Below are 21004 nucleotides of genomic sequence, written 5' to 3'. Positions count from 1 at the left end.
GCAGCCCGGACCCGAATTGGTTACGGTGCACGATGTGACTGCTGAAACGACCTCCTCCGCTTCCCGCGGCGCGGTGGCCGCCGGCCTGGCGACCATCGCCGCCGACGGCACCGTGCTCGACACCTGGTTCCCCGCTCCCGTACTGTCCGCCGAACCCGGCCCGGCCGGCACCGTCCGACTGACCGCCGAGCAGGCCACGGCCGAACTCGGCGCCGGCGCCGCCCAGGCGCTGCGCACCGACGCCCGCCGCGGCGTCGAGGTGGTCGCCGTGCGCACCACCATCGCCTCGCTGGACGAGAAGCCGCTGGACGCGCACGACGTCTACCTGCGCCTGCACCTGCTGAGCCACCGGCTGGTCCAGCCGCACGGGCAGAACCTGGACGGCATCTTCGGGCTGCTGGCCAACGTGGCCTGGACCAGCATCGGCCCGGTGCCGGTGGACCTGGTCGAGCAGGCCCGCCTGGCGGTCCGTGCCGAGGGCGGCGCGCTTGCCGTCTACGGGATCGACAAGTTCCCGCGGATGACCGACTACGTGGCCCCGAGCGGTGTGCGGATCGCGCACGCGGACCGGGTCCGGCTCGGCGCGCACCTGGCCGCCGGCACCACCGTGATGCACGAGGGCTTCGTCAACTTCAACGCGGGCACGCTGGGCACCTCCATGGTCGAGGGCCGGATCAGCGCCGGTGTGCTGGTCGGCGACCACAGCGACGTCGGCGGCGGCGCCTCGATCATGGGCACCCTGTCGGGCGGCGGCAAGCAGGTCGTCTCGGTGGGCGAGCGCTGCCTGCTCGGCGCCAACGCGGGCATCGGCATCTCGCTGGGCAACGACTGCGTGGTCGAGGCCGGCCTGTACGTCACCGCCGGCACCCGGGTCACCGCCCCGGACGGCACGGTGGCCAAGGCCCTGGAGCTCTCCGGGCAGGACAACCTGCTGTTCCGCCGCAACTCGCAGTCCGGCGCCGTCGAGGTGATCGCCCGCTCCGGCTCCTGGGGCGGCTTGAACGCGGATCTGCACGCGCACAACTGACGATCCACCACCTGACGACCACCCGCGAGCCCCGGCCACGTTCACCCGCGCCGGGGCTCGTGGCCTGCGATGACGCGACATCACTCGGTGGGCTGAGCCCGCCGCCGAACCGGTGACCAGCACCCACCGGGGTTCGTTGGATCGGCGGGGCCACCGCCCCGCGGTGTCGGCCGGACAGGCGACGCCGCCGCCCGAGCGCGGCCGCGCGCTCACGAGCCGGAAGGCACCGCGCATGTCCGATCCCAGGCCCCAGACCCCGCAGCGCCCCGCCCCCGACGGCAAGACACCCGGCGCCGCCAAGAGCCTCCTGGAGCAGTTGCAGGACATGCTCGCCTCGGTCAACGCCGATCTGGCCGATCTGGGCTCGGATCTGGAGGCCGCCGGTGCCCGCGCGGTGGACGAGCCCGCCGACGACCCGGCCGCGGAGAGCGCCGGCACTCGGTAGCGCGGTATCACCGCGGCGCCGTCGGCGCACCGCCGCGACCGGTCCCGGGCCGGCTCCCGGTCGGCCTCCTCCGGCGGCGCCCCCTCAGCCTCGCGGGCGGCCCGGCGCAACACCCGGAGCAGCTCGACCACCAGCTCCCGGCATTCGTCGCCGGCGTCCACCCCGTCCACCGCCGCCCAGTAGGCGCACTGGCCGGGCGAGGCGTGGCTGACCGCGATCAGCACCTGCGAGACCTCGGCGAGCAGCCGGCACAGCTCCTCCAGGGCCGCCACCGGCTCACCGAGGCCGGTCAGCCGGTCCGCGCGGCCGGCCAGCGCCCCCTGCGCGGCGGCCGCCGGCTCCACCGCCGCACCCAGTCGGGACCGAGCATGCCCGCCTGCCGCAGCCAGCAGCTCACCGAGGGCGGCCAGCTCGCCGTCCTGATCGTCGCTCAGCCACCCGCCCACCGCCTCGGTGAGCCCGGCAGCCTGCCAGGCCTCGGTCAGTGCCTGGTCATGGGACCGGGCCTCGGCGAGTGCCCGCCGGGCGTTCTTGATCAGTCGCACCGCGTCCATGTCCGCGCTCCTGTCGCTCGGTTGCGGGTCGGCCGGTCTGCCGACCCGTCAAAACCGAGCGTGCGCCCGTCAGGCGCCGCCCGCGAACACCACCGCCGAACCTGTGGACAACCCCGGGCCTGTGGACAACTCTGCACAGACCGAGGCAGACCAAACCGGTGCAGACGAACCGGTACGGACGAACCAGTGCAGACCAACCGAGCCAGGCCAGCCCGAGTAGACCAGCCGCGGCGGACCACCCCCGGCAGACCGGCCTGAGGCCGACCGCCTGAGGCAAGCCACCGAGCCCGCCGGCCCGCCGCTCCCCCGCCCGCTACCTACTCCTGCGGCGCCGGCGGGAACCGCAACTCATTGCGGTCGATCTTGTCCGCCAACGCCACCAGCGGATCCACTTGCACCGTGGCACAGAACTGCAGCAAATAGGCGAGCACATCGGCCACTTCGTCCCGCACCCGGTGCGCCTGCTCCGGGTCGGCCATCACCGCCGCGGCCTGGTCCGGGGTCAGCCACTGGAAGATCTCCAGCAGCTCGCCGGCCTCCACGGTCAGCGCCGCCGCCAGGTTCTTCGGTGTGTGGAACGGCTGCCAGCGGCGGGCGGCGGCGAACCGGGCCAGCCGCTGGGTCAGCTCGTCGAGGCTCAGCGCCTGCTTACCCGCGCCGCCCACAGCATCGCCATCGCTCAAGGCACCGCCAGCGCCCAAGCCGCTGCCATTGCCCAAGCCGCTGCCACCGCCACCGCCGTCGCCGTCGCCGTCGTTCAAGGCATCGCCATCGCTCAAGACGTCACTCACCGTGTTACTCACCGTGCTAGTCACTGCCCACCCCTCGCTGCATTCCTCACTGCTAAAGATCTACCGCATCGCCGGTCCCCTGCTCCGGGACTCTCGGCTCTGCCGCCCCCTCCGCCCTGCTGTCCAGTACGCTGTGCCCGCTCATCGGATCGCGCCGGCAGGACACCAGCGCGACGCCCGGCAACTGCCGTGCGGGGCCCGGATCCTGAAGCGCCGCGAGCAGCCGGACGTGCTCGGTCGCGCACATCTCCTGGGCCAGCCGCAGCAGCGCGGTGGTCTGCTCGGCCGCGAGGCCCGCCCCCAGGTCCTCCGCCAGCACCGTCAACTGCCGCCGTGCCCAAGGTACTTCAGCGGCCGGGTCGACGTTCAGCACACCGGCCCCGGTGAGCAGCACCGCCGCGAAGGCGAGCAGCCGCAGCATTCCGTCGGACGCCTGGTCGGCCCGGGTGCGCCCGAGCACGCCTTCGTCGAAAACGGCGAGCACCCGCTCATGGGCCCCGCTGCCGCGCCGGTCCACGTCCAGCCCGAGCAGCGGATGCGGGGCGGCCGCCTGCACCTCCTTGAGCAGCCGGCCGTAGCGGCGCGAGCACTCGCCCTGCAGCCGGGCCAGCAGTGCCGAGGTGTTGGCCGCGTTGGACAGCAGCCGGGTCTGCGGATCGGCCGGCACCCAGCCGCGCATCATCGCGGGCACCGGGTGCACCGGAAAGACCTCGCGCAGCGCAGTGAGCAGTTGCTCGGCGGCGGCCAGCACCTTGCGCTCCCCGGTCGAGGAGCCGGCCACCCGCAGCGGGATCTGGGTGGTGATCAGGGCGGAGCTGGGGAACGGCGCGCGGATGTCGCCCTGCCGGCTGTCGTTGTGCCAGCTGACGTTGATCCGGCCGCCGGCGACGTCCTGCTCCCCGGTCTCCACCAGGGTCTGCCCGTCGAGTGCCAGCCACTCGCGGGCCACCCGGACCCGGCCGTCGGTGCGGATCACCAGCTCCAGTCGGATCGGTCCCGCGCAGGAGCGGACGGAGCAGCCCAGGATGATCGCGTTGCGCCCGTGCGGCACGCACCCGAGCAGCCCGCCGCGCACGGGGGCGGCCAGCGGTCCGCCGCTGCCGCCGATGCCGTCCAGCGAGGGCCCGATCTCCTCGCCGAGGGCCAGCCGGGACAGCACCGCCAGGGCGTCCAGCGCATTGGACTTGCCGACCCCGGATGGGCCGTGCAGCACGGTGAGCGGGCCGAGCGGCAGGGTGGCGCGTCGGTAGGACTTGAACGAGGTGAGCCGCAGCTCCTCCACGGTGGGCCGGACGGCCGGACGGGGCTCGGGCGGCGCCGCCGCGGCGGGCGGGGCGATGGGGTCAGGGCGCAGGTCGACTTGGCTGGTCACCGAGGTGACGCTACTGACAGCCCGTCACCCGGCGGGCCGCAGAAACGTGACGGCACAACGGAGTTCATCCCAAAGAGCGGCCGCCCTCGTCAACTGTCGATTGACCGCTGGTAGATGTCGAGGCGCACGGATCCGGTCACCGCGATCGGCTCCGGCAGCGCGACGAGCGCCGCGGCCAGCGCGGCCGGGTCGGTGTGCCAGGCGTTCGGTCCCATGCCGACGACGGCGGCCGCGTCCCCGTGGCTGAGCCGCAGCTCGAACTCCACCCGGTGCTGCGCCAGGGGCCGCAGCCACGGCCCGAGCTTCTCCGCGATCCGCCGCTCCTTCTCCTCGTCCACCGCCAGCAGCCCCAACGCGCCCACCAGCTCCTGGAGGTGCCGGGTGGTCGGAGAGACCACCAGCAGCCGCCCGCCGGGCCGCAGCACCCGCTGGATCTCGGGGCCGTTGCGCGGGGCGAAGACATTGAGCACCAGGTCCGCGCAGCCGTCGGCGAGCGGCAGCGGGCGCCAGGCGTCGCAGACCACCGCGCCGGCCCGGGGGTGGGCCTTGGCCGCCCGGCGCAGCGCGAACTTGGAGATGTCCAGGGCGGCGCCGGCCGCTCGGGGCAGGGCGTCCAGCACCCGGGCCAGGTAGTAGCCGGTGCCGGCGCCCAGGTCGGCCACCAGACCGGTCGGGTCACCCGGCGTACCCGGTTCAGCCGCAGCCCCGACCCCAGCCTCAGCCTCCGCCCCAGCCCCAGCCCCAGCCCCAGCCCCCACCGCAGCCTCGGCGAGCGCGGCCGCGATCGGCTCGTAGTACCCGGCCGCGAGGAAGTCCGACCGTGCGGCCACCATCTCGGCGGTGTCGCCGGTGCCGGTGTGCGCGCCGGCCGGCAGCAGGCTGACGTAGCCCTGCCGGGCGACGTCGAAGCTGTGCCCGGCGGGGCAGCGCAGCGTCCGCCCGGCCTGGTCGAGGGCCAGGCCGAGCGCACAGTGTGGGCAGGTCAGGTACTGCTCGATGTCGCGGAGCACCGACCAACCTTATGGCAGCGCGGACCGTCAGTCCGTGTCGGAGTCCTCCGGCCCGTCCTCCCCCGGCACGCCCTCCCCCTCGGCCTCGTCGACGATCCAGCCCTGCAGCCGCTCGGTCACCCCGTCCACCCCGAGCCGCCCCTCCCGGATCGCCCGGGCCAGGCTGCGCACCTCGCGGGCGGTGGTGGCGACGTGGCAGCCGCTGGCCACCAGGTAGGCGTACGCGACGGCGGTGGCGTAGAGCTCGTTGGACCGTTCCAGCGCCGGCACCCGGATCAGCTGGTGCATCAGGGCGGCGGCGCGGTCCTGCGGCTCGGGGTAGACCGCGATGTCGAAGATCGACGCCTGGTGCCGGGTGATCGCCGCGAGCAGCGAACCGTAGTCGGTGACCTGCGGGTCGGACGGGGTGTACTGCTCGGCGGTCATGAGCAGCCAGGAGAGGTCGACCTCCAGGTTCAACGACGTCCGCCCTGCCGGTCGCCGGGCGCGACTGGGTCGCCGAACTCCGCGAGGAACTCGCTCTCGTACTCCTTCATGAACTGCGCGGCGGCGTCCACGAAGCGCAGCCCGGTCTCGCCCATGTCCTGCAGGACGAGCCGCTCGATGTACTGGTTCATGCTGATCCCCTGCTGTTCCGCCCGCTCGCGGGCCATCTCAGCGGTGGTGGCGTCCACCCGCACGTTGAGCTGCTTCTTACCCATGCCCTCGAAGCTAGCGCTCATCCGCTAGCACGACAAGGGCGCGAACGAAAGCACGAAGGCTTTCGTTCACGCCCTTGTCGACTTCAGTACGCCTAGCGGTTACGCATCGCGGTCAAGCCTCGCGGCCTCGCGGCCTCGCGGTCAGGAACGCCGCTCATCCGGCTCCGGGCCGGTCGGTTCGAGGATGGCCACGCACTCGAAGTGATGGGTCATCGGGAACAGGTCGAAGGCCCGCAGCGAGACCGGCCGGTAGCCGCCCTCGGCGAAGAACGCCAGGTCGCGGGCGAGCGCTGCCGGGTCGCAGGCCACGTAGGCGATCCGGCGGGCGCCCAGCGAGGCCAGGTGCGCCACGGTTGCCCGGCCGGCCCCCGCTCGCGGCGGGTCCAGCACGATCAGGTCGGTGGCGGTGATCCCGGTGCGCGGCAGCAGGGTCTCCACCTTGTCGCACTCGATCCGCACCTGCTCCAGCGCGGCCAGGTTGTGCCGGGCGTCGGCCACCGCCTGCTTGCCCGACTCGATGCCCAGCACCGCGCCGTCCTCGCCGACCCGATCGGCCAGCGCGCCGGCGAACAGGCCCACACCGCAGTACAGGTCGAGCGCGTTCTCGCCCCACTGCGGGTCCAGCCCGTCCAGCACCGCGGCGACCAGGGTGTCCGGCGCCTCGGGGTGGATCTGCCAGAAGCCGCCGTTGCTCACCCGCCAGGTGCGCTCGCCCGCCCGCTCCCGAACGAAGGAGCGCCCGTGCACCTTGTGGAACAGCTCCTGCTCGTCGACCCGGCCCAGCGAGACCGGCTTGTCCAGCTCGACCAGCGGCAGCTGCTCGCCCGGCAGCGGACGCATGATCAGCTGGCGGTCCGACGACCCGCTGGCGGCGATCGCCTCCACCGACTCCAGGCCGGTCCAGTCCCGCGACTCGACACCCAGCTCGGTGATGCCCTCGGCGGCGATCAGGCAGCGGTCGATCAGCTGCACCTCGTGCGAGCGGTGCTTGCGCAGGCCCACCCGCCCGGTCTCCTGGTCGACCCGGTACTGCACCCGGGTGCGCCAGGCCGGCACCTGCCCGGCCGGCAGCTTGCCGCCGACCGGCTCGACGCTGCCGTCCCAGCCCGCCTGCTCCGGGGTCAGGCCGGCCAGCTTGGCGAGCTGCTCGGTGAGCACCGCAACCTTGAGCTTGCGCTGCCCGCCCGGGCTGACGTGCTGCCAGTCGCAGCCGCCGCACTTGCCGGGGCCGGCGAACCGGCACGGCGCCTCGATCCGGTCCTTGGCCGCGGTCAGCACCTCGACCGCGTCGGCCCGCAGGAACCGCGAGGTGGTGGTGCCCTCGGTCACCTCGGCCACCACCCGCTCGCCGGGCAGCGCGTGCCGGACGAAGAGCACCCGCCCCTCGTGCCGGGCCACGCAGTGCCCGCCGCCGTGCGCGACCGGGCCGACCTCCAGCTCGTAGCGCTCGCCGACCAGCGACTCGCCGCTGGGCGCCTCGGGCTTGCGGGCCCGGGCCGGCTTGGCCGGGCGCTGCGCCCGGGGCTGCTTCCGCTCGACGGGCTGCTTCCGCTCGCCCGACTTCTTGCGCTCGGCCGACTTCTTGGGCTCGGTGGCAGCGGCCGGCTTCTTGCGCCCGGCGGCCGGCTTCTCGACCGGCGCGGCCGGTTCCGCCCGCCGCTCCCCGGGCGCCAGCGGCGCGGTCTGCGCCGTCAGCCCCTCCCGGTCGGTGGCGGCCGGCCGGGCCGGCTTGGCCGACCAGCGCGGCCGGGCGACCTGCCCGACCCGGGCGGCCTTGGCCCCCTTGCGGGGCTGGCCGGAGGAGGCGGAGCGGGGGGTGTGGCGACTCACGTAACGGGATCCTTGTCGGGGCTGGCCGGGGCGGCGGGGATTTCCACCGCAGCCCCCGACGGTACCGTGCGCCGCCGCGGTTCGCCGCGCCGGACGTCGCCGGGCGCCGAATAGCTGCGCACCGTGCGGCGCCGCTCCGAGGACTCCAGCTGCCACGGGACCGAGGTGACCATCACCCCGGGCTTGAACAGCAGCCGTCCCTTGAGCCGCAGCGCGCTCTGGTTGTGCAGCAGGTGCTCGTACCAGTGCCCCACCACGTACTCGGGGATGTAGACGCTGACCACGTCGCCCGGCGAGGAGCTGCGCAGTGTGCGCACGTACTCCAGTACCGGCGCCGTTATCCCGCGGTACGGCGAGTCCAGCGCCTTCAGCGGCACCTGGATGTCCTGCTCCGCCCACTGGGCGCGCAGCTCGTCGGTGTCCGCCGGGTCGACGTTGACGGTGACCGCCTCCAGGGTGTGCGGCCGGGCCAGCTCGGCGTAGGCGAGCGCGCGCAGGGCCGGCTTGTGCAACTTGGAGACCAGCACGATGGCGTGGATCCGGGTGGGCAGCACCGGCTGCTCGTCGTCCTCGGCCGGGGTCAGCTCGGTGGCCACCCGGTCGTAGTGCCTGCGGATCGCCTTCATCATCACGAACAGGGTGACCATGGTGGCGATCGCGATCCAGGCGTGGCCGATCTTGGTGACCAGCACCACGATCAGCACCGCGGCCGTCATCACCAGGCCGAAGCCGTTGATCAGCCGGGAGCGCTGCATCCGGCGCCGCTCCTTGGGGTCGGTCCCGGTGCGCAGCAGCCGGGTCCAGTGCCGGATCATGCCGGACTGGCTCATGTTGAAGGAGACGAAGACGCCGACGATGTACAGCTGGATCAGCCGGTTGGGGTCGGCGTCGAAGGCGGCGATGAAGACCACCGCGACGGCGGCCAGCAGGATGATGCCGTTGGAGAAGGCCAGCCGGTCGCCGCGGGTGTGCAGCTGGCGGGGCAGGTAGCGGTCCTGGGCCAGGATCGAGCCGAGCACCGGGAAGCCGTTGAAGGCGGTGTTGGCGGCGAGCACCAGGATCAGCCCGGTGACGCCGGCGATGAAGTAGAAGCCGGGGGTGAAGTTGGAGAAGACCGCCGCGCTGATCTGGGCCAGCGCGGTCTTCTGGTGGTAGCCGGCCGGTGCGCCGGCGAGCTGCTGCGCCGGGTTCTCGGCCATCTGGGTGCCGGTCAGGTGGGCCAGGTAGATGATGCCCATGAACATGGTGACCGCGATGCAGGCCATCATCAGCAGGGTGGTGGCGGCGTTGCGGCTCTTGGGCTTGCGGAAGGCGGGCACGCCGTTGCTGATCGCCTCGACGCCGGTGAGCGCGGCGCAGCCCGAGGAGAACGCCCGGAGCAGCAGGAAGACCAGGGCGAAGCCGGTCAGCGCGCCGTTGCCCGGGGTCGCCTCCAGGTGGAAGCCGGCGCTCTCGGCCCGCATGGCGTCGCCGAGCAGCAGGTGGCGGACCAGGCCGTAGCCGACCATGCCGATCACACCGGCCATGAAGGCGTAGGTGGGGATCGCGAACGCGGTGCCGGACTCCCGCACCCCGCGCAGGTTCATGCCCATCAGCAGCACCACCAGGGTGATGCTGAGTGCCATTTCGTGGCCGTGCAGGGCCGGCACGGCGGAAACCACGTTGGCCACACCTGAGGTGGTGGAGACCGCCACGGTGAGCACGTAGTCGACCATCAGCGCGGCGGCCACCACCAGGCCCGAGTTGGGCCCGTGGTTGACGGTGGCGACCTCGTAGTCGCCGCCGCCGCTCGGGTAGGCGTGCACGTTCTGGCGGTAGGAGGCGACCACCGCGAGCATCACGACGGCGACGACCACGCCGATCTGCCAGGAGAAGTGGATCGCCGAGACGCCGGCGAGGGAGAGGGTCAGCAGGATCTCCTCGGGCGCGTACGCCACCGAGGACAGGGCGTCCGAGGCGAAGACGGGCAGCGCGATCCGCTTGGGTAGCAGCGTCTCGCCCAGCTTGTCGCTGCGCAGCGCGCGGCCGATCAGGATCCGTTTGGGGACGTCGGTCAGGTTTGGCACGTTAAGGAATCGTAAGGGCTCTTGCTTTCCCGGCTTCCACCACTGCGTAGGCTCGTCGAGACCGTGTTCTACAGAGCGGCTAGTGTCGAATGGCGAGCTCGCGGGCAACACTCCGGTTGCCATGCCGCCCATCAGATAGGGAAAGCGGCCCGGACAGCGCCCGCGTCAGCCGGGTACGGAAGGAAGATCGAACGGTGTTTGCGCAGGTCAAGACCCCAACGAGCCTGGTGAGGTAAGAGCCGTGCACATCGTGATCATGGGCTGCGGACGGGTGGGGTCGGCCCTCGCCAGAGCACTCGAACGGCAGGGCCACTCGGTCGCCGTGGTCGACCAGGACCCGACCGCGTTCCGCCGGCTGGGTGCCGGGTTCCACGGCCGCCGGGTCACCGGCGTCGGCTTCGACCAGGACACCCTGCGGGAAGCCGGCATCGAGGAGGCCGGTGCCTTCGCCGCGGTCAGCAGCGGCGACAACTCCAACATCATCGCCGCCCGGGTGGCCCGGGAGAACTTCGGCGTGGAGCACGTCGCGGCCCGGATCTACGACCCCCGCCGGGCCGAGGTCTACCAGCGCCTCGGCATCCCGACCGTGGCCACCGTGCGCTGGACCGCCGACCAGATGCTGCGCCGGCTGCTGCCGAGCGGCGCCGAGCCGCTCTGGCAGGACCCGAGCGGCAGCGTGCAACTGGCCGAGGTGGCGTTCGCGCAGTCCTGGATCGGCCAGAAGGTCACCGCCCTGGAGGAGGCCTCCGGCGCCCGGGTGGCGTTCGTCACCCGGCTCGGCGAGGGCGTGCTGCCCACCCCGCAGATGGTGCTGCAGGATGGCGACCTGGTGCAGGTGATGGTGCGCAAGTCCGAACTGGCCGCGGTAGAGGCCGTGTTCGCGGGCGGCCCGAAGGAGGGTCAGTGATGCGGGTAGCGATAGCGGGAGCCGGCGCGGTCGGTCGCTCGATCGCCGGCGAGCTGCTGGAGAACGGCCACGAGGTGCTGCTCGTGGACAAGAACCCGAACGCCATCTCGGTGGAGCGGGTCCCGACGGCGGAGTGGCTGCTCGCCGACGCCTGCGAGATCACCTCGCTGGACGAGGCGGCCCTGCAGCGCTGCAACGTGGTGATCGCGGCCACCGGTGACGACAAGGTCAACCTGGTGGTCTCGCTGCTGGCGAAGACCGAGTACGGGGTGCCGCGGGTGGTCGCCCGGGTCAACAACCCCAAGAACGAGTGGCTCTTCAACGAGGCCTGGGGCGTGGACGTCGCGGTCTCCACCCCGCGCCTGATGTCGGCGCTGGTCGAGGAGGCCGTGAGCGTCGGCGACCTGGTCCGGCTGATGCGGTTCAGCCAGGGCAACGCCAACCTGGTGGAACTCACCCTCGCGGAGGACACCGGACTGGTCGGCACCCGGGTGGGTGACGTCTCCTGGCCGGTCGACACCGCGCTGGTGACCATCATCCGGGAGGGCCGGGTGCTGGTGCCGGGCCGCGACGACACCCTGGAGGGCGGCGACGAGCTGCTCTTCGTGGCCGCGCAGGAGCGCGAGGAGGAGCTGGGTCGGCTGCTCTCCGCAGGCGCGCAGTAGTCCTTCCCGGAACGCCGGTGGGCCCGCCCCCTCGTGAGGGGCGGGCCCACCGCTGTGCTCAGTCCTCGTCCGGGACCTCGGCCTTGATCGGCGGCGGCGCGGTCAGCAGGATCCGCCAGGTGACGTACATCGCCAGCAGCATCGGCGGGATGCCCAGCGCCACCTTGAGCCAGCCGAGCAGGTTGACGTCCCCGGTGAAGTACAGCGGGAAGAGGATCACCGGCTTGAGGCCCATGATCACCACCCAGGCCCAGGTGGCCTTGGTGTAGGCCTTCAGCCGGCCCGGGTTCTGGGTCCGCCAGGTGAACATCTCACCGGTCACCGGGCCCAGGGTCAGCCCGATCAGCGGCCAGCGGACCAGCGCCGAGACCGCCAGGCCGGCGCAGTAGGCGACGTTCCAGAGCAGCCCCGGCAGGTAGAAGTCCTGCGCCTTGCCGGTGTGGGTGGCGATCCAGGCGCCGATGGCGACCCCGAAGACGCCGCTGAAGGCGTGCTGGATGGTCTCCCGGCGCAGCAGCCGGACCACCACGAAGACCGCGCTCAGGCCGAGCGCGGCGTAGGCGGCGTTGCCCACCTGGTGGGTGAGGTTGTACGTGACGATGAAGGCCAGGCCCGGCAGCGTCATGTCGATCATGCCGCGGACGCCGCCGAAGGCCTGGATGACCGTGTCGGCCGCCTCCTTGGCCTGCGCCTGCTCGCGCGCGGCGATCTGCTCCGGGGTCTCCTGAGGCTGTTCAGCGATCAAGGCGGGCGAGGCGGCATGGTCGCCGCCGGGCGGATTGGTCACTGGTGTTCGCTCCCCTGTCCCACCGGACGAAGCTCGTAGCGAGGGTTGAAGAGCACGCGGCGCCCGCGTGCATGACTGATCCGGCCGCTGGCGGTGAGCCGGCGGCCCGGCTCTATCCCCGCGATCGAGCGACGTCCGAGCCAGACCACGTCCAGCGCGTCGGTGCCGTCGAAGAGCTCGGCCTCCAGTGCGGGCACGCCGGCCCGGGGGCGCAGCGTGACGGTGCGCAGGGTGCCGGAGACGGTGACCACCTCGCGGTCGCCGCACTCGGCGATCGGCGTGCAGCCGGCCACCGCCACGTCCTGGCGCAGCTCCTCGGCCTGGAGCTCCTCCGGGCTGGTGGTGAGCCGGGAGAACATCCGGCGCAGTCGGCCCCGCGGCTGGTCGCCGCTGTTACCAGTCATGCCGGAAGGGTACCGGCTACAACCCCTCGAACGGACCGGTCGAACGGCCCCTTCTACCGCCCGGAAGCGGCTCGGACCTCAGGGTTCGAACCGGTATCCCATGCCCGCCTCGGTGATGAAGTGGCGCGGGTGCGAGGGGTCGGCCTCCAGCTTGCGGCGCAGCTGGGCGAGGTAGACCCGCAGGTAGTTGGTCTCGGTGCGGTACGCCGGACCCCAGACCTCCTGGAGCAGCTGGGTCTGGCTGACCAGTCGGCCGGCGTTGCGCACCAGCACCTCCAGCAGGTGCCACTCGGTGGGGGTGAGCCGGATGTCCGTGCCCCCCTTGTTCACCTTCTTGGCGGCCAGGTCGACCGTGAAGGCCTCGGTGGTGACCAGCGAGTCGTCCTCGCCGGCGACCGGCTCGGCGCGGCGCACCGCGGCCCGCATCCGGGCCAGCAGCTCGTCCATGCCGAACGGCTTGGTGACGTAGTCGTCGGCACCCGCGTCCAGTGCCTCGACCTTCTCGTCGGATGCGTGCCGGGCCGACAGCACGATGATCGGCACCCGGGTCCAGCCACGCAGGCCCTTGATCACCTCGACGCCGTCCATGTCCGGCAGGCCGAGGTCGAGCACCACCACGTCGGGGTGCCGGGCGGCCGCCAGCTCCAGCGCGCTGGCGCCGTCGTGGGCGGCGTCGACCTCGTACTTGCGGGCCTTCAGGTTGATCACCAGGGCGCGGACGATCTGCGGTTCGTCGTCCACGACGAGGACCCGGGTCATGCGTGCTCCGCCTTTCGGGGGCCAGGGAGGTCAGGGGTTCAGGGCCGGTCGGCCGCTCGGGCGGCCGCTCCACGGCGGGCAGCGAGACCACCATGGTGAGCCCGCCGCCTGGGGTGTCCTCGGCGGTGATGCTGCCGCCCATCGACTCGACGAAGCCGCGGGCCACCGCCAGCCCGAGGCCCACCCCGGCACCGCGCGGCGCGTCCCCGTAGCGCTGGAACGGCGCGAAGATCTTCTCCTTGGCCTCCTCGGGCACCCCGGGCCCCTGGTCGACCACCCGCAGCTCGACCGTCCCGCCGGTGGTCCGGGCAGGATCCAGGGCGTCCGCCCGGACCAGCACCTTGACGTCCGGCGGGCTGTACTTCACGGCGTTCTCGATCAGATTGGCCAGCGCCCGCTCCAGCAGGCCGGCGTCCGCCGAGACCATCGGGAGCGTCTCCGGCACCTCCAGCTGCACCGACTCCAGCGGCACCCCGCCGAGCGCGAACGGCACCACCTCGTCCAGGTCCACCTCCTGGATCAGCGGGGTGACCGTGCCGGTCTGCAGGCGGCTCATGTCCAGCAGGTTGTTGATCAGGTGGTCCAGCCGGTCGGCGCCGGCCTCTATCCCGGCCAGCAGCTCGGCCTCGTCGTCCTCGCTCCACTCGACGTCCTCGGCGCGCAGCGAGGTGACGGCGGCCTTGATCCCGGCCAGCGGGGTGCGCAGATCGTGCGAGACGGCGGCCAGCAGGGCGGTCCGGATCCGGTTGCCCTCGGCCTGGCGGCGGGCGGCGGCGGCCTCCCGGGCCAGCTGCTCCCGTTCGGCCAGCACCGCGGCCTGGGCGGCGAACGCCCCGAGCAGTCGGCGGTCCGAGGCCGGCAGCACCCGGCCGGAGAGCACCAGCGTCAAGGTCTTGCCCGCCGGGACGTCCACCTGGCCGTCCTCGGGGTGCTCCGGCGGCTTCGGACCGGTCGCCGCGATGGCGTGCCAGGGATCGAACTCATGGCGCCGTTCCAGTAGCGCGACCGAGTCCACCTGGAAGGTCTCCCGCACCTGGTCCAGCAGCGCCTTGAGCAACCCGTCCCCGGTGGGCGAGCCGCCGCGCAGCACCGTGCCGGCCAGCGTGCTCAGGGTCTGCGCCTCGGCCTGGGCACGGGCCGCCTCATGGGTGCGCCGGGCACCCATGTCCACGACTGTGGCCACCGCGATGCTGACCGCGGCGAAGATCGCGACCGCCAGGATGTTCTGCGGGTCGGAGATGGTCAGCCGGTGGATCGGCGGGGTGAAGTAGTAGTTCAGCGCGGTGGAGCTGACCAGCGCCGAGGCGATCGCGGGGAACAGCCCGCCGATCAGCGCCGCGCAGATGGTCACCGAGAAGAACAGCAGCATGTCGGTGGGCAGCGCGGTGTCGTTCAGCCGGGTGAGCAGCACCGCCAGCAGCGGTGGCCCGACCACGCCGATCAGCCAGCCGGCCACCGCCCGCGGCCGGCCCAGGTCGGTCACCTTGCGGATCGGGATCCTGCCCCGCCCGTGTGCGGCGTGCTCATGGGTGACGATGTGCACGTCGATGTCGCCCGAGTCGCGGGCCACCGTGGAGCCCACGCCGGGTCCGTAGATGTACTGCCAGCCCTTGCGGCGGCTGGAGCCCAGCACGATCTGGGTGGCGTTGACGCCGCGGGCGAACTCCAGCAGGGCGGCCGCCGGGTCGTCGCCCAGTACCGTGTGGAAGGTGCCGCCCAGGCTCTCCACCAGGGCCCGCTGCTCGATCAGCGCCTGCGGGGAGCCGCCCGTGACCAGTCCGTCGGAGCGCGAGATGTGCACCGCCAGCAGCTCGCTGCCGGAGCCCTTGGCGGCGATCCGGGCGGCGCGGCGGATCAGCGTGGCGCCCTCCGGGCCGCCGGTCAGGCCGACCACGATCCGCTCCCGGGCCTGCCAGGTGCTGTCTATGCCCTGCTCGGCCCGGTACCGCTGGAGGTACTCGTCCACCCGGTCGGCGGTCCACAGCAGCGCCAGCTCGCGCAGCGCGGTCAGGTTGCCGGGGCGGAAGTAGTTGGACAGCGCCGCGTCGATCTTCTCCGGCGCGTACACGTTGCCGTGCGCCAGCCGGCGCCGCAGCGCCTGCGGGGACATGTCGACCAGTTCGATCTGGTCGGCCCGGCGCACCACCTCGTCCGGCACCGTCTCGCGCTGGCGCACGCCGGTGATGCCCTCCACCACGTCGCCCAGCGACTCCAGGTGCTGGATGTTGACGGTGGAGATCACGTCGACACCGGCCGCCAGCAGCTCCTCGACGTCCTGCCAACGCTTGCCGTGGCGGCAGCCCGGCACATTGGTGTGGGCCAGCTCGTCGACCAGGGCCACCTGCGGGCGGCGGGCCAGCAGCGCGTCCAGGTCCAGCTCGGTGAATTCCGCGCCGCGGTGCTCCATCACCCGGCGGGGCACCGCCTCCAGGCCGTGCAGCAACTCGGCGGTCTTCGTGCGGCCGTGGGTCTCGACGAACCCGACCACCACATCGGTGCCGCGGGACGCCCGTCGATGGGCCTCGCAGAGCATCGCGTACGTCTTCCCCACCCCGGGGGCCGCCCCGAGGTAGATCCGCAGCCTTCCGCGTGCCATGCGTCCCATTCTTGATCGAGCCCGGCCCGGGGACCAGCCCCGGACATCTGTTCGCGCTGCCGAGACTACGGGGTGAGGCGCCTTTCGCCTTCGATCAGGCTGGTGAGAGGGCAGATTTAGCGGCATCTTGACGGGTTGTGGCGAGCGTCGGAGGGGCGGAAACACGACTGCCGGGCCGTCTCGATCGGACGGCCCGGCAGCGGGTGCAGAGCGGTGGACGCTCCCGCGGGTGCTCCTACTTCAGGAACTTCAGGCAGAGCGTGAAGTTGTCGGAGCCCTGCTTCTGCGTGTAGTAGCCGTCCGAGTCCGGGTACTTCTTGCAGGTGGTCTCCGGGTCGGAGGCACCGGGCTCCTTGCCGACGATCTTCGCGTCGGCGCTGGGGTCGGTGCAGGCGATGGTCACGACGTCCGGGTGGTCGTCGGTCGCGCCGGCCGACACGTTCCCGTTCTTGTTGTGCACGCAGTCACCGACCGCGGCGTACTTCGGGTCGGTCTTCATGCCGTAGGCGGCGAGCCCGGCGATCACCGCGAGGACGATCACCACGAAGACGCCGACCAGCACCTTGCGGCCCTTGCGCGGCGGGGTGGGCTGGACGTTGTACCCGTAGCCCGGCTGTGCGTAGCCCTGAGCGGGCTGGCCGTACGGCTGCGGCTGCGGCTGGGCATAACCGGGCTGCGGCTGGGCATAGCCCTGCTGAGCCGGGTTGCCGTAGCCCGGCTGCGGCTGGGGAGCGCCGTAGGCGCCCTGCGGCGGGCCGTACCCACCGCCCTGCGGCGGCGGGTACTGCCCCTGGGGTGGCGGCGGAGTGGACAAGCGATTCCCCCGAACGAGGTGCGGTCAACTGGACCGGCCGTCGAACGCGGCCGAAGCCGCGACCCTATCGGTGGCGGAGCGTCAGCCGAAAGCCAGTACCGGCCAGACCGACAGGGCTTCACCGAACAGTGGCCTAACCGTGATCGGTCGTCAGCCTGCGACGGACCGTCAGTCCACGATCTGACCGTCCCGCAGCTCGACCACCCGGTCGGAGAGTTCCATCAGCTGCGGGTCGTGGGTGGCGACCAGCACCGTCACACCCTCGCTGCGCACCACCGCGCGCAGCAGCTGCATCACCGAGCGGCCGGTCTCCGAGTCCAACTGACCGGTGGGCTCGTCCGCGATGATCAGCGCAGGCTCGTTGGCCAGCGCCCGGGCGATCGCCACCCGCTGCTGCTGACCGCCGGACAGCTCGGTGGGGCGCTGCTCGGCGTGGTCGGCCAGGCCCACCAGGGCCAGCAGGGTCTGCACCCGTTCCTCGCGCTGGGCTGCCGGCACCTTGCGCAGCCGCATCGGCACCCCGACGTTCTCCGCCGCGCTGAGGATCGGGATCAGGCCGAAGGACTGGAACACGAAACCGATCCGGTCGCGGCGCATCGTCAGTCGGCCGGCCTCGTCAAGGCCGGCCAGATCGGTGCCGTCCAGCATGATCCGGCCCGAGGTCGGCGCGTCCAGACCGCCGACCAGGTTGAGCAGCGTGGTCTTGCCGGAGCCCGATCGGCCGCGCAACGCGGTGAGTTCACCGCGCCGGGCGGTGAACGAGACGCCGCGCAGCGCGTGCACGGCGGTGGCACCGGCGCCGAAGCTTCGCCAGACGTCCTGGACCTCGACCATCGGCGCGAGTGTGGTGGCGGCAGCGGCCGCACCCTCCTGCTGGGTCACTCCTCAGTCCCCCTCCTGACGCCCCACCAGGCCCACGTGGCGGCCGGCGCGTCGTGTGTGACCAGTACGGTAACCCGGCGTGTCGGTGAGGGACAGGGTCACGGAAGACACGAAACCACAACGCGAAGAAGCCCCGACGGTCGCCCGTCGGGGCTTCTTCTGAAGAATTGTTCGGCGGCGTCCTACTCTCCCACAGGGTCCCCCCTGCAGTACCATCGGCGCTGTAAGGCTTAGCTTCCGGGTTCGGAATGTAACCGGGCGTTTCCCTCACGCTATGACCACCGAAACACTATGAAACTATCGGCCGCACCACCGCCTCAAATGCGGTGGGGTCGTTGTTTCAGAACAACACAGTGGACGCGAGCAACTGAGGACAAGCCCTCGGCCTATTAGTACCGGTCAGCTCCACCCCTCACAGGGCTTCCACATCCGGCCTATCAACCCAGTCGTCTACTGGGAGCCTTACCCTCTCAAGGAGGTGGGAGTGCTCATCTCGAAGCAGGCTTCCCGCTTAGATGCTTTCAGCGGTTATCCCTCCCGAACGTAGCCAACCAGCCATGCCCTTGGCAGAACAACTGGCACACCAGAGGTTCGTCCGTCCCGGTCCTCTCGTACTAGGGACAGCCCTTCTCAACACTCCTACGCGCACAGCGGATAGGGACCGAACTGTCTCACGACGTTCTAAACCCAGCTCGCGTACCGCTTTAATGGGCGAACAGCCCAACCCTTGGGACCTACTCCAGCCCCAGGATGCGACGAGCCGACATCGAGGTGCCAAACCATCCCGTCGATATGGACTCTTGGGGAAGATCAGCCTGTTATCCCCGGGGTACCTTTTATCCGTTGAGCGACGGCGCTTCCACAAGCCACCGCCGGATCACTAGTCCCTGCTTTCGCACCTGCTCGACCCGTCGGTCTCACAGTCAAGCTCCCTTGTGCACTTACACTCAACACCTGATTGCCAACCAGGCTGAGGGAACCTTTGGGCGCCTCCGTTACCCTTTAGGAGGCAACCGCCCCAGTTAAACTACCCACCAGACACTGTCCCTGATCCGGATCACGGACCCAGGTTAGACATCCAGCACGACCAGAGTGGTATTTCAACGGCGACTCCACAACAACTGGCGTTGCTGCTTCACAGTCTCCCACCTATCCTACACAAGCCGAACCGAACACCAATATCAAGCTATAGTAAAGGTCCCGGGGTCTTTCCGTCCTGCTGCGCGAAACGAGCATCTTTACTCGTAATGCAATTTCACCGGGCCTATGGTTGAGACAGTCGAGAAGTCGTTACGCCATTCGTGCAGGTCGGAACTTACCCGACAAGGAATTTCGCTACCTTAGGATGGTTATAGTTACCACCGCCGTTTACTGGCGCTTAAGTTCTCAGCTTCGCCCCGACGAATCAGAGCTAACCGGTCCCCTTAACGTTCCAGCACCGGGCAGGCGTCAGTCCGTATACATCGCCTTACGGCTTCGCACGGACCTGTGTTTTTAGTAAACAGTCGCTTCTCGCTGGTCTCTGCGGCCACCCCCAGCTCAGGCAGCAAGTGCCATCACCAGGAGGGGCCCCCCTTCTCCCGAAGTTACGGGGGCATTTTGCCGAGTTCCTTAACCATAGTTCACCCGAACGCCTCGGTATTCTCTACCTGACCACCTGAGTCGGTTTGGGGTACGGGCCGCCATGAAACTCGCTAGAGGCTTTTCTCGACAGCATAGGATCATCCACTTCACCACAATCGGCTCGGCATCAGGTCTCAGGCACATGTTGCGCGGATTTGCCTACGCAACGCCCTACACCCTTACCCCGGGACAACCACCGCCCGGGCTGGACTACCTTCCTGCGTCACCCCATCGCTCAACTACTACAGACTTGGGTCACCGGCTCCACCACTCCCCTTTGTCCGAAGACTCCGGGGCGGCTTCACGGGCTTAGCATCACCTGGTTCGCCGTTGGCGCTTCAAAGCGGGTACGGGAATATCAACCCGTTGTCCATCGACTACGCCTGTCGGCCTCGCCTTAGGTCCCGACTTACCCTGGGCAGATCAGCTTGACCCAGGAACCCTTGGTCAATCGGCGCAAGAGTTTCCCACTCTTGTATCGCTACTCATGCCTGCATTCTCACTCGTATACCGTCCACGACTCGATTCCTCGGCCGCTTCACCCGGCACACGACGCTCCCCTACCCATCCACAGCGCCGTTGGGCGTATTCTGTGAATGACACGACTTCGGTGGTGTACTTGAGCCCCGCTACATTGTCGGCGCGGAATCACTTGACCAGTGAGCTATTACGCACTCTTTCAAGGGTGGCTGCTTCTAAGCCAACCTCCTGGTTGTCTCTGCGACTCCACATCCTTTCCCACTTAGCACACGCTTAGGGACCTTAGTCGGTGTTCTGGGCTGTTTCCCTCTCGACCATGGAGCTTATCCCCCACAGTCTCACTGCCGCGCTCTCACTTACCGGCATTCGGAGTTTGGCTAAGGTCAGTAACCCGGTGAGGCCCATCGCCTATCCAGTGCTCTACCTCCGGCAAGAAACACGCGACGCTGCACCTAAATGCATTTCGGGGAGAACCAGCTATCACGGAGTTTGATTGGCCTTTCACCCCTAACCACAGGTCATCCCCCAGGTTTTCAACCCTGGTGGGTTCGGTCCTCCACACGGTCTTACCCGCGCTTCAACCTGCCCATGGCTAGATCACTCCGCTTCGGGTCTTGGGCATGCAACTCAGACGCCCTATTCGGACTCGCTTTCGCTACGGCTACCCCACACGGGTTAACCTCGCTACACACCGCAAACTCGCAGGCTCATTCTTCAAAAGGCACGCAGTCACGGCTGGCCGGCAAGCCGACCAACGACGCTCCCACGGCTTGTAGGCACACGGTTTCAGGTACTATTTCACTCCGCTCCCGCGGTACTTTTCACCATTCCCTCACGGTACTATCCGCTATCGGTCACCAGGGAATATTTAGGCTTAGCGGGTGGTCCCGCCAGATTCACACGGGATTTCTCGGGCCCCGTGCTACTTGGGTGTTCTTCAAGCGAGCCGTACAGATTTCGTCTACGGGGGTCTTACCCTCTACGCCGGACCTTTCGCATGTCCTTCGACTACCCATACGGTTTCTGACTCGCCGACCGGCCGGCAGACCGATCAAGAAAAATCCCACGACCCCTCAAGCGCAACCCCTGCCGGGTCTCACACGCTCAAGGTTTAGCCTCATCCGGTTTCGCTCGCCACTACTCCCGGAATCACGGTTGTTTTCTCTTCCTGCGGGTACTGAGATGTTTCACTTCCCCGCGTTCCCTCCACATACCCTATGTGTTCAGGTATGGGTGACAGCCCATGACGACTGCCGGGTTTCCCCATTCGGACACCCCCGGATCAAAGCTC

General features: G+C 70.1%; 16 protein-coding genes, 2 rRNA genes and 2 pseudogenes (1 of these 20 running past the window's edge). 4 read left to right on the top strand and 16 right to left on the bottom strand.

Features of this window, described 5'->3' with window-relative positions; translation table 11 throughout:
• The first annotated feature begins 34 nt into the window (after positions 1-34).
• Positions 35-1027 (top strand): 2,3,4,5-tetrahydropyridine-2,6-dicarboxylate N-succinyltransferase, encoded by a 993-nt coding sequence (dapD, locus tag E6W39_RS28000; protein ID WP_141635855.1) that lies wholly within the window; start codon positions 35-37, stop codon positions 1025-1027.
• A 232-nt stretch (positions 1028-1259) separates the two neighbouring features.
• Complete coding sequence (locus E6W39_RS27995; RefSeq protein WP_101380323.1) at positions 1260-1472, top strand: hypothetical protein; 213 nt, start codon at positions 1260-1262, stop codon at positions 1470-1472.
• Positions 1473-1597: 125 nt separating this feature from the next.
• Here E6W39_RS27995 and E6W39_RS44290 read toward each other — a convergent pair.
• From E6W39_RS44290 to E6W39_RS27960, 8 genes and pseudogenes are all read right to left on the bottom strand, one after another.
• A pseudogene (locus E6W39_RS44290) lies at positions 1598-2026 on the bottom strand (DUF6099 family protein); the annotation flags it as partial.
• A 317-nt stretch (positions 2027-2343) separates the two neighbouring features.
• Positions 2344-2691 carry a nucleotide pyrophosphohydrolase gene (locus E6W39_RS27990; RefSeq protein WP_141637994.1) on the bottom strand — a complete coding sequence of 116 codons (348 nt, stop codon included), beginning with the start codon at positions 2689-2691 and terminating at the stop codon, positions 2344-2346.
• Positions 2692-2869: 178 nt separating this feature from the next.
• A complete protein-coding gene (locus E6W39_RS27985) occupies positions 2870-4189 on the bottom strand; it encodes an AAA family ATPase (protein ID WP_141635854.1) in 1320 nt (439 codons plus the stop codon).
• A gap of 89 nt (positions 4190-4278) precedes the next feature.
• Entirely contained in the window at positions 4279-5199 is a 921-nt protein-coding gene (locus E6W39_RS27980) for a putative RNA methyltransferase (protein WP_141635853.1), read from the bottom strand.
• Between the two features lie 27 nt (positions 5200-5226).
• Positions 5227-5658 carry a fic family toxin-antitoxin system, toxin component gene (locus E6W39_RS27975; RefSeq protein WP_141635852.1) on the bottom strand — a complete coding sequence of 144 codons (432 nt, stop codon included), beginning with the start codon at positions 5656-5658 and terminating at the stop codon, positions 5227-5229.
• Entirely contained in the window at positions 5655-5900 is a 246-nt protein-coding gene (locus E6W39_RS27970) for a toxin-antitoxin system HicB family antitoxin (protein ID WP_101385003.1), read from the bottom strand. Before E6W39_RS27970 ends, E6W39_RS27975 begins: the two co-directional genes overlap by 4 nt.
• 141 nt (positions 5901-6041) lie before the next feature.
• Positions 6042-7358, bottom strand: coding sequence for a class I SAM-dependent RNA methyltransferase (locus E6W39_RS27965; RefSeq protein ID WP_228718732.1), 1317 nt, complete (start codon positions 7356-7358; stop codon positions 6042-6044).
• A 368-nt stretch (positions 7359-7726) separates the two neighbouring features.
• Entirely contained in the window at positions 7727-9796 is a 2070-nt protein-coding gene (locus tag E6W39_RS27960; RefSeq protein ID WP_220140267.1) for an APC family permease, read from the bottom strand.
• Positions 9797-10037: 241 nt separating this feature from the next.
• Here E6W39_RS27960 and E6W39_RS27955 point away from each other — a divergent pair, with 241 nt between their 5' ends.
• Together E6W39_RS27955 and E6W39_RS27950 are read left to right on the top strand one after the other, a co-directional pair.
• Entirely contained in the window at positions 10038-10703 is a 666-nt protein-coding gene (locus E6W39_RS27955) for a potassium channel family protein (RefSeq protein WP_141635850.1), read from the top strand.
• Entirely contained in the window at positions 10703-11368 is a 666-nt protein-coding gene (locus tag E6W39_RS27950; RefSeq protein WP_141635849.1) for a potassium channel family protein, read from the top strand. The genes E6W39_RS27955 and E6W39_RS27950 overlap by 1 nt, the downstream gene beginning before the upstream one ends.
• 58 nt (positions 11369-11426) lie before the next feature.
• On the opposite strand, the gene E6W39_RS27945 is transcribed toward E6W39_RS27950, so the two are convergent.
• The 8 genes and pseudogenes from E6W39_RS27945 to E6W39_RS27910 all read right to left on the bottom strand — a co-directional run.
• Positions 11427-12155 (bottom strand): DUF3159 domain-containing protein, encoded by a 729-nt coding sequence (locus tag E6W39_RS27945; RefSeq protein WP_228718389.1) that lies wholly within the window; start codon positions 12153-12155, stop codon positions 11427-11429.
• A complete protein-coding gene (locus E6W39_RS27940) occupies positions 12152-12559 on the bottom strand; it encodes an OB-fold nucleic acid binding domain-containing protein (protein WP_141635848.1) in 408 nt (135 codons plus the stop codon). The genes E6W39_RS27945 and E6W39_RS27940 overlap by 4 nt, the downstream gene beginning before the upstream one ends.
• 78 nt (positions 12560-12637) lie before the next feature.
• Positions 12638-13318 carry a response regulator gene (locus E6W39_RS27935; protein ID WP_141637991.1) on the bottom strand — a complete coding sequence of 227 codons (681 nt, stop codon included), beginning with the start codon at positions 13316-13318 and terminating at the stop codon, positions 12638-12640.
• A gap of 25 nt (positions 13319-13343) precedes the next feature.
• A pseudogene (locus tag E6W39_RS27930) lies at positions 13344-15914 on the bottom strand (ATP-binding protein); the annotation flags it as partial.
• A 235-nt stretch (positions 15915-16149) separates the two neighbouring features.
• Positions 16150-16728 (bottom strand): LppU/SCO3897 family protein, encoded by a 579-nt coding sequence (locus E6W39_RS39745; protein WP_181799469.1) that lies wholly within the window; start codon positions 16726-16728, stop codon positions 16150-16152.
• Between the two features lie 168 nt (positions 16729-16896).
• On the bottom strand, positions 16897-17562 hold the full coding sequence (locus E6W39_RS27920) for an ABC transporter ATP-binding protein (RefSeq protein ID WP_101385006.1): 666 nt from the start codon (positions 17560-17562) through the stop codon (positions 16897-16899).
• Between the two features lie 217 nt (positions 17563-17779).
• Positions 17780-17896, bottom strand: a 5S ribosomal RNA gene (rrf, locus tag E6W39_RS27915).
• Positions 17897-17979: 83 nt separating this feature from the next.
• Positions 17980-21004 (bottom strand): 23S ribosomal RNA (locus E6W39_RS27910); it runs 94 nt beyond the window's last position.

Source organism: Kitasatospora acidiphila, from assembly GCF_006636205.1.
Classification (GTDB): Bacteria; Actinomycetota; Actinomycetes; order Streptomycetales; family Streptomycetaceae; genus Kitasatospora; species Kitasatospora acidiphila.
The sequence above is the reverse complement of the archived record's forward strand: the minus strand, read 5'-3'. Positions and strand labels throughout refer to the sequence as shown.

Excerpts from the sequence above, each read along its gene's own strand:
- E6W39_RS27950 (WP_141635849.1), top strand. The coding sequence starts at position 10,703 with ATGCGGGTAGCGATAGCGGGAGCCGGCGCGGTCGGTCGCTCGATCGCC.
- E6W39_RS27970 (WP_101385003.1), bottom strand. The coding sequence starts at position 5,900 with ATGGGTAAGAAGCAGCTCAACGTGCGGGTGGACGCCACCACCGCTGAG.
- E6W39_RS27995 (WP_101380323.1), top strand. The coding sequence starts at position 1,260 with ATGTCCGATCCCAGGCCCCAGACCCCGCAGCGCCCCGCCCCCGACGGC.
- E6W39_RS27920 (WP_101385006.1), bottom strand. The coding sequence starts at position 17,562 with ATGGTCGAGGTCCAGGACGTCTGGCGAAGCTTCGGCGCCGGTGCCACC.
- E6W39_RS27940 (WP_141635848.1), bottom strand. The coding sequence starts at position 12,559 with ATGACTGGTAACAGCGGCGACCAGCCGCGGGGCCGACTGCGCCGGATG.
- E6W39_RS27935 (WP_141637991.1), bottom strand. The coding sequence starts at position 13,318 with ATGACCCGGGTCCTCGTCGTGGACGACGAACCGCAGATCGTCCGCGCC.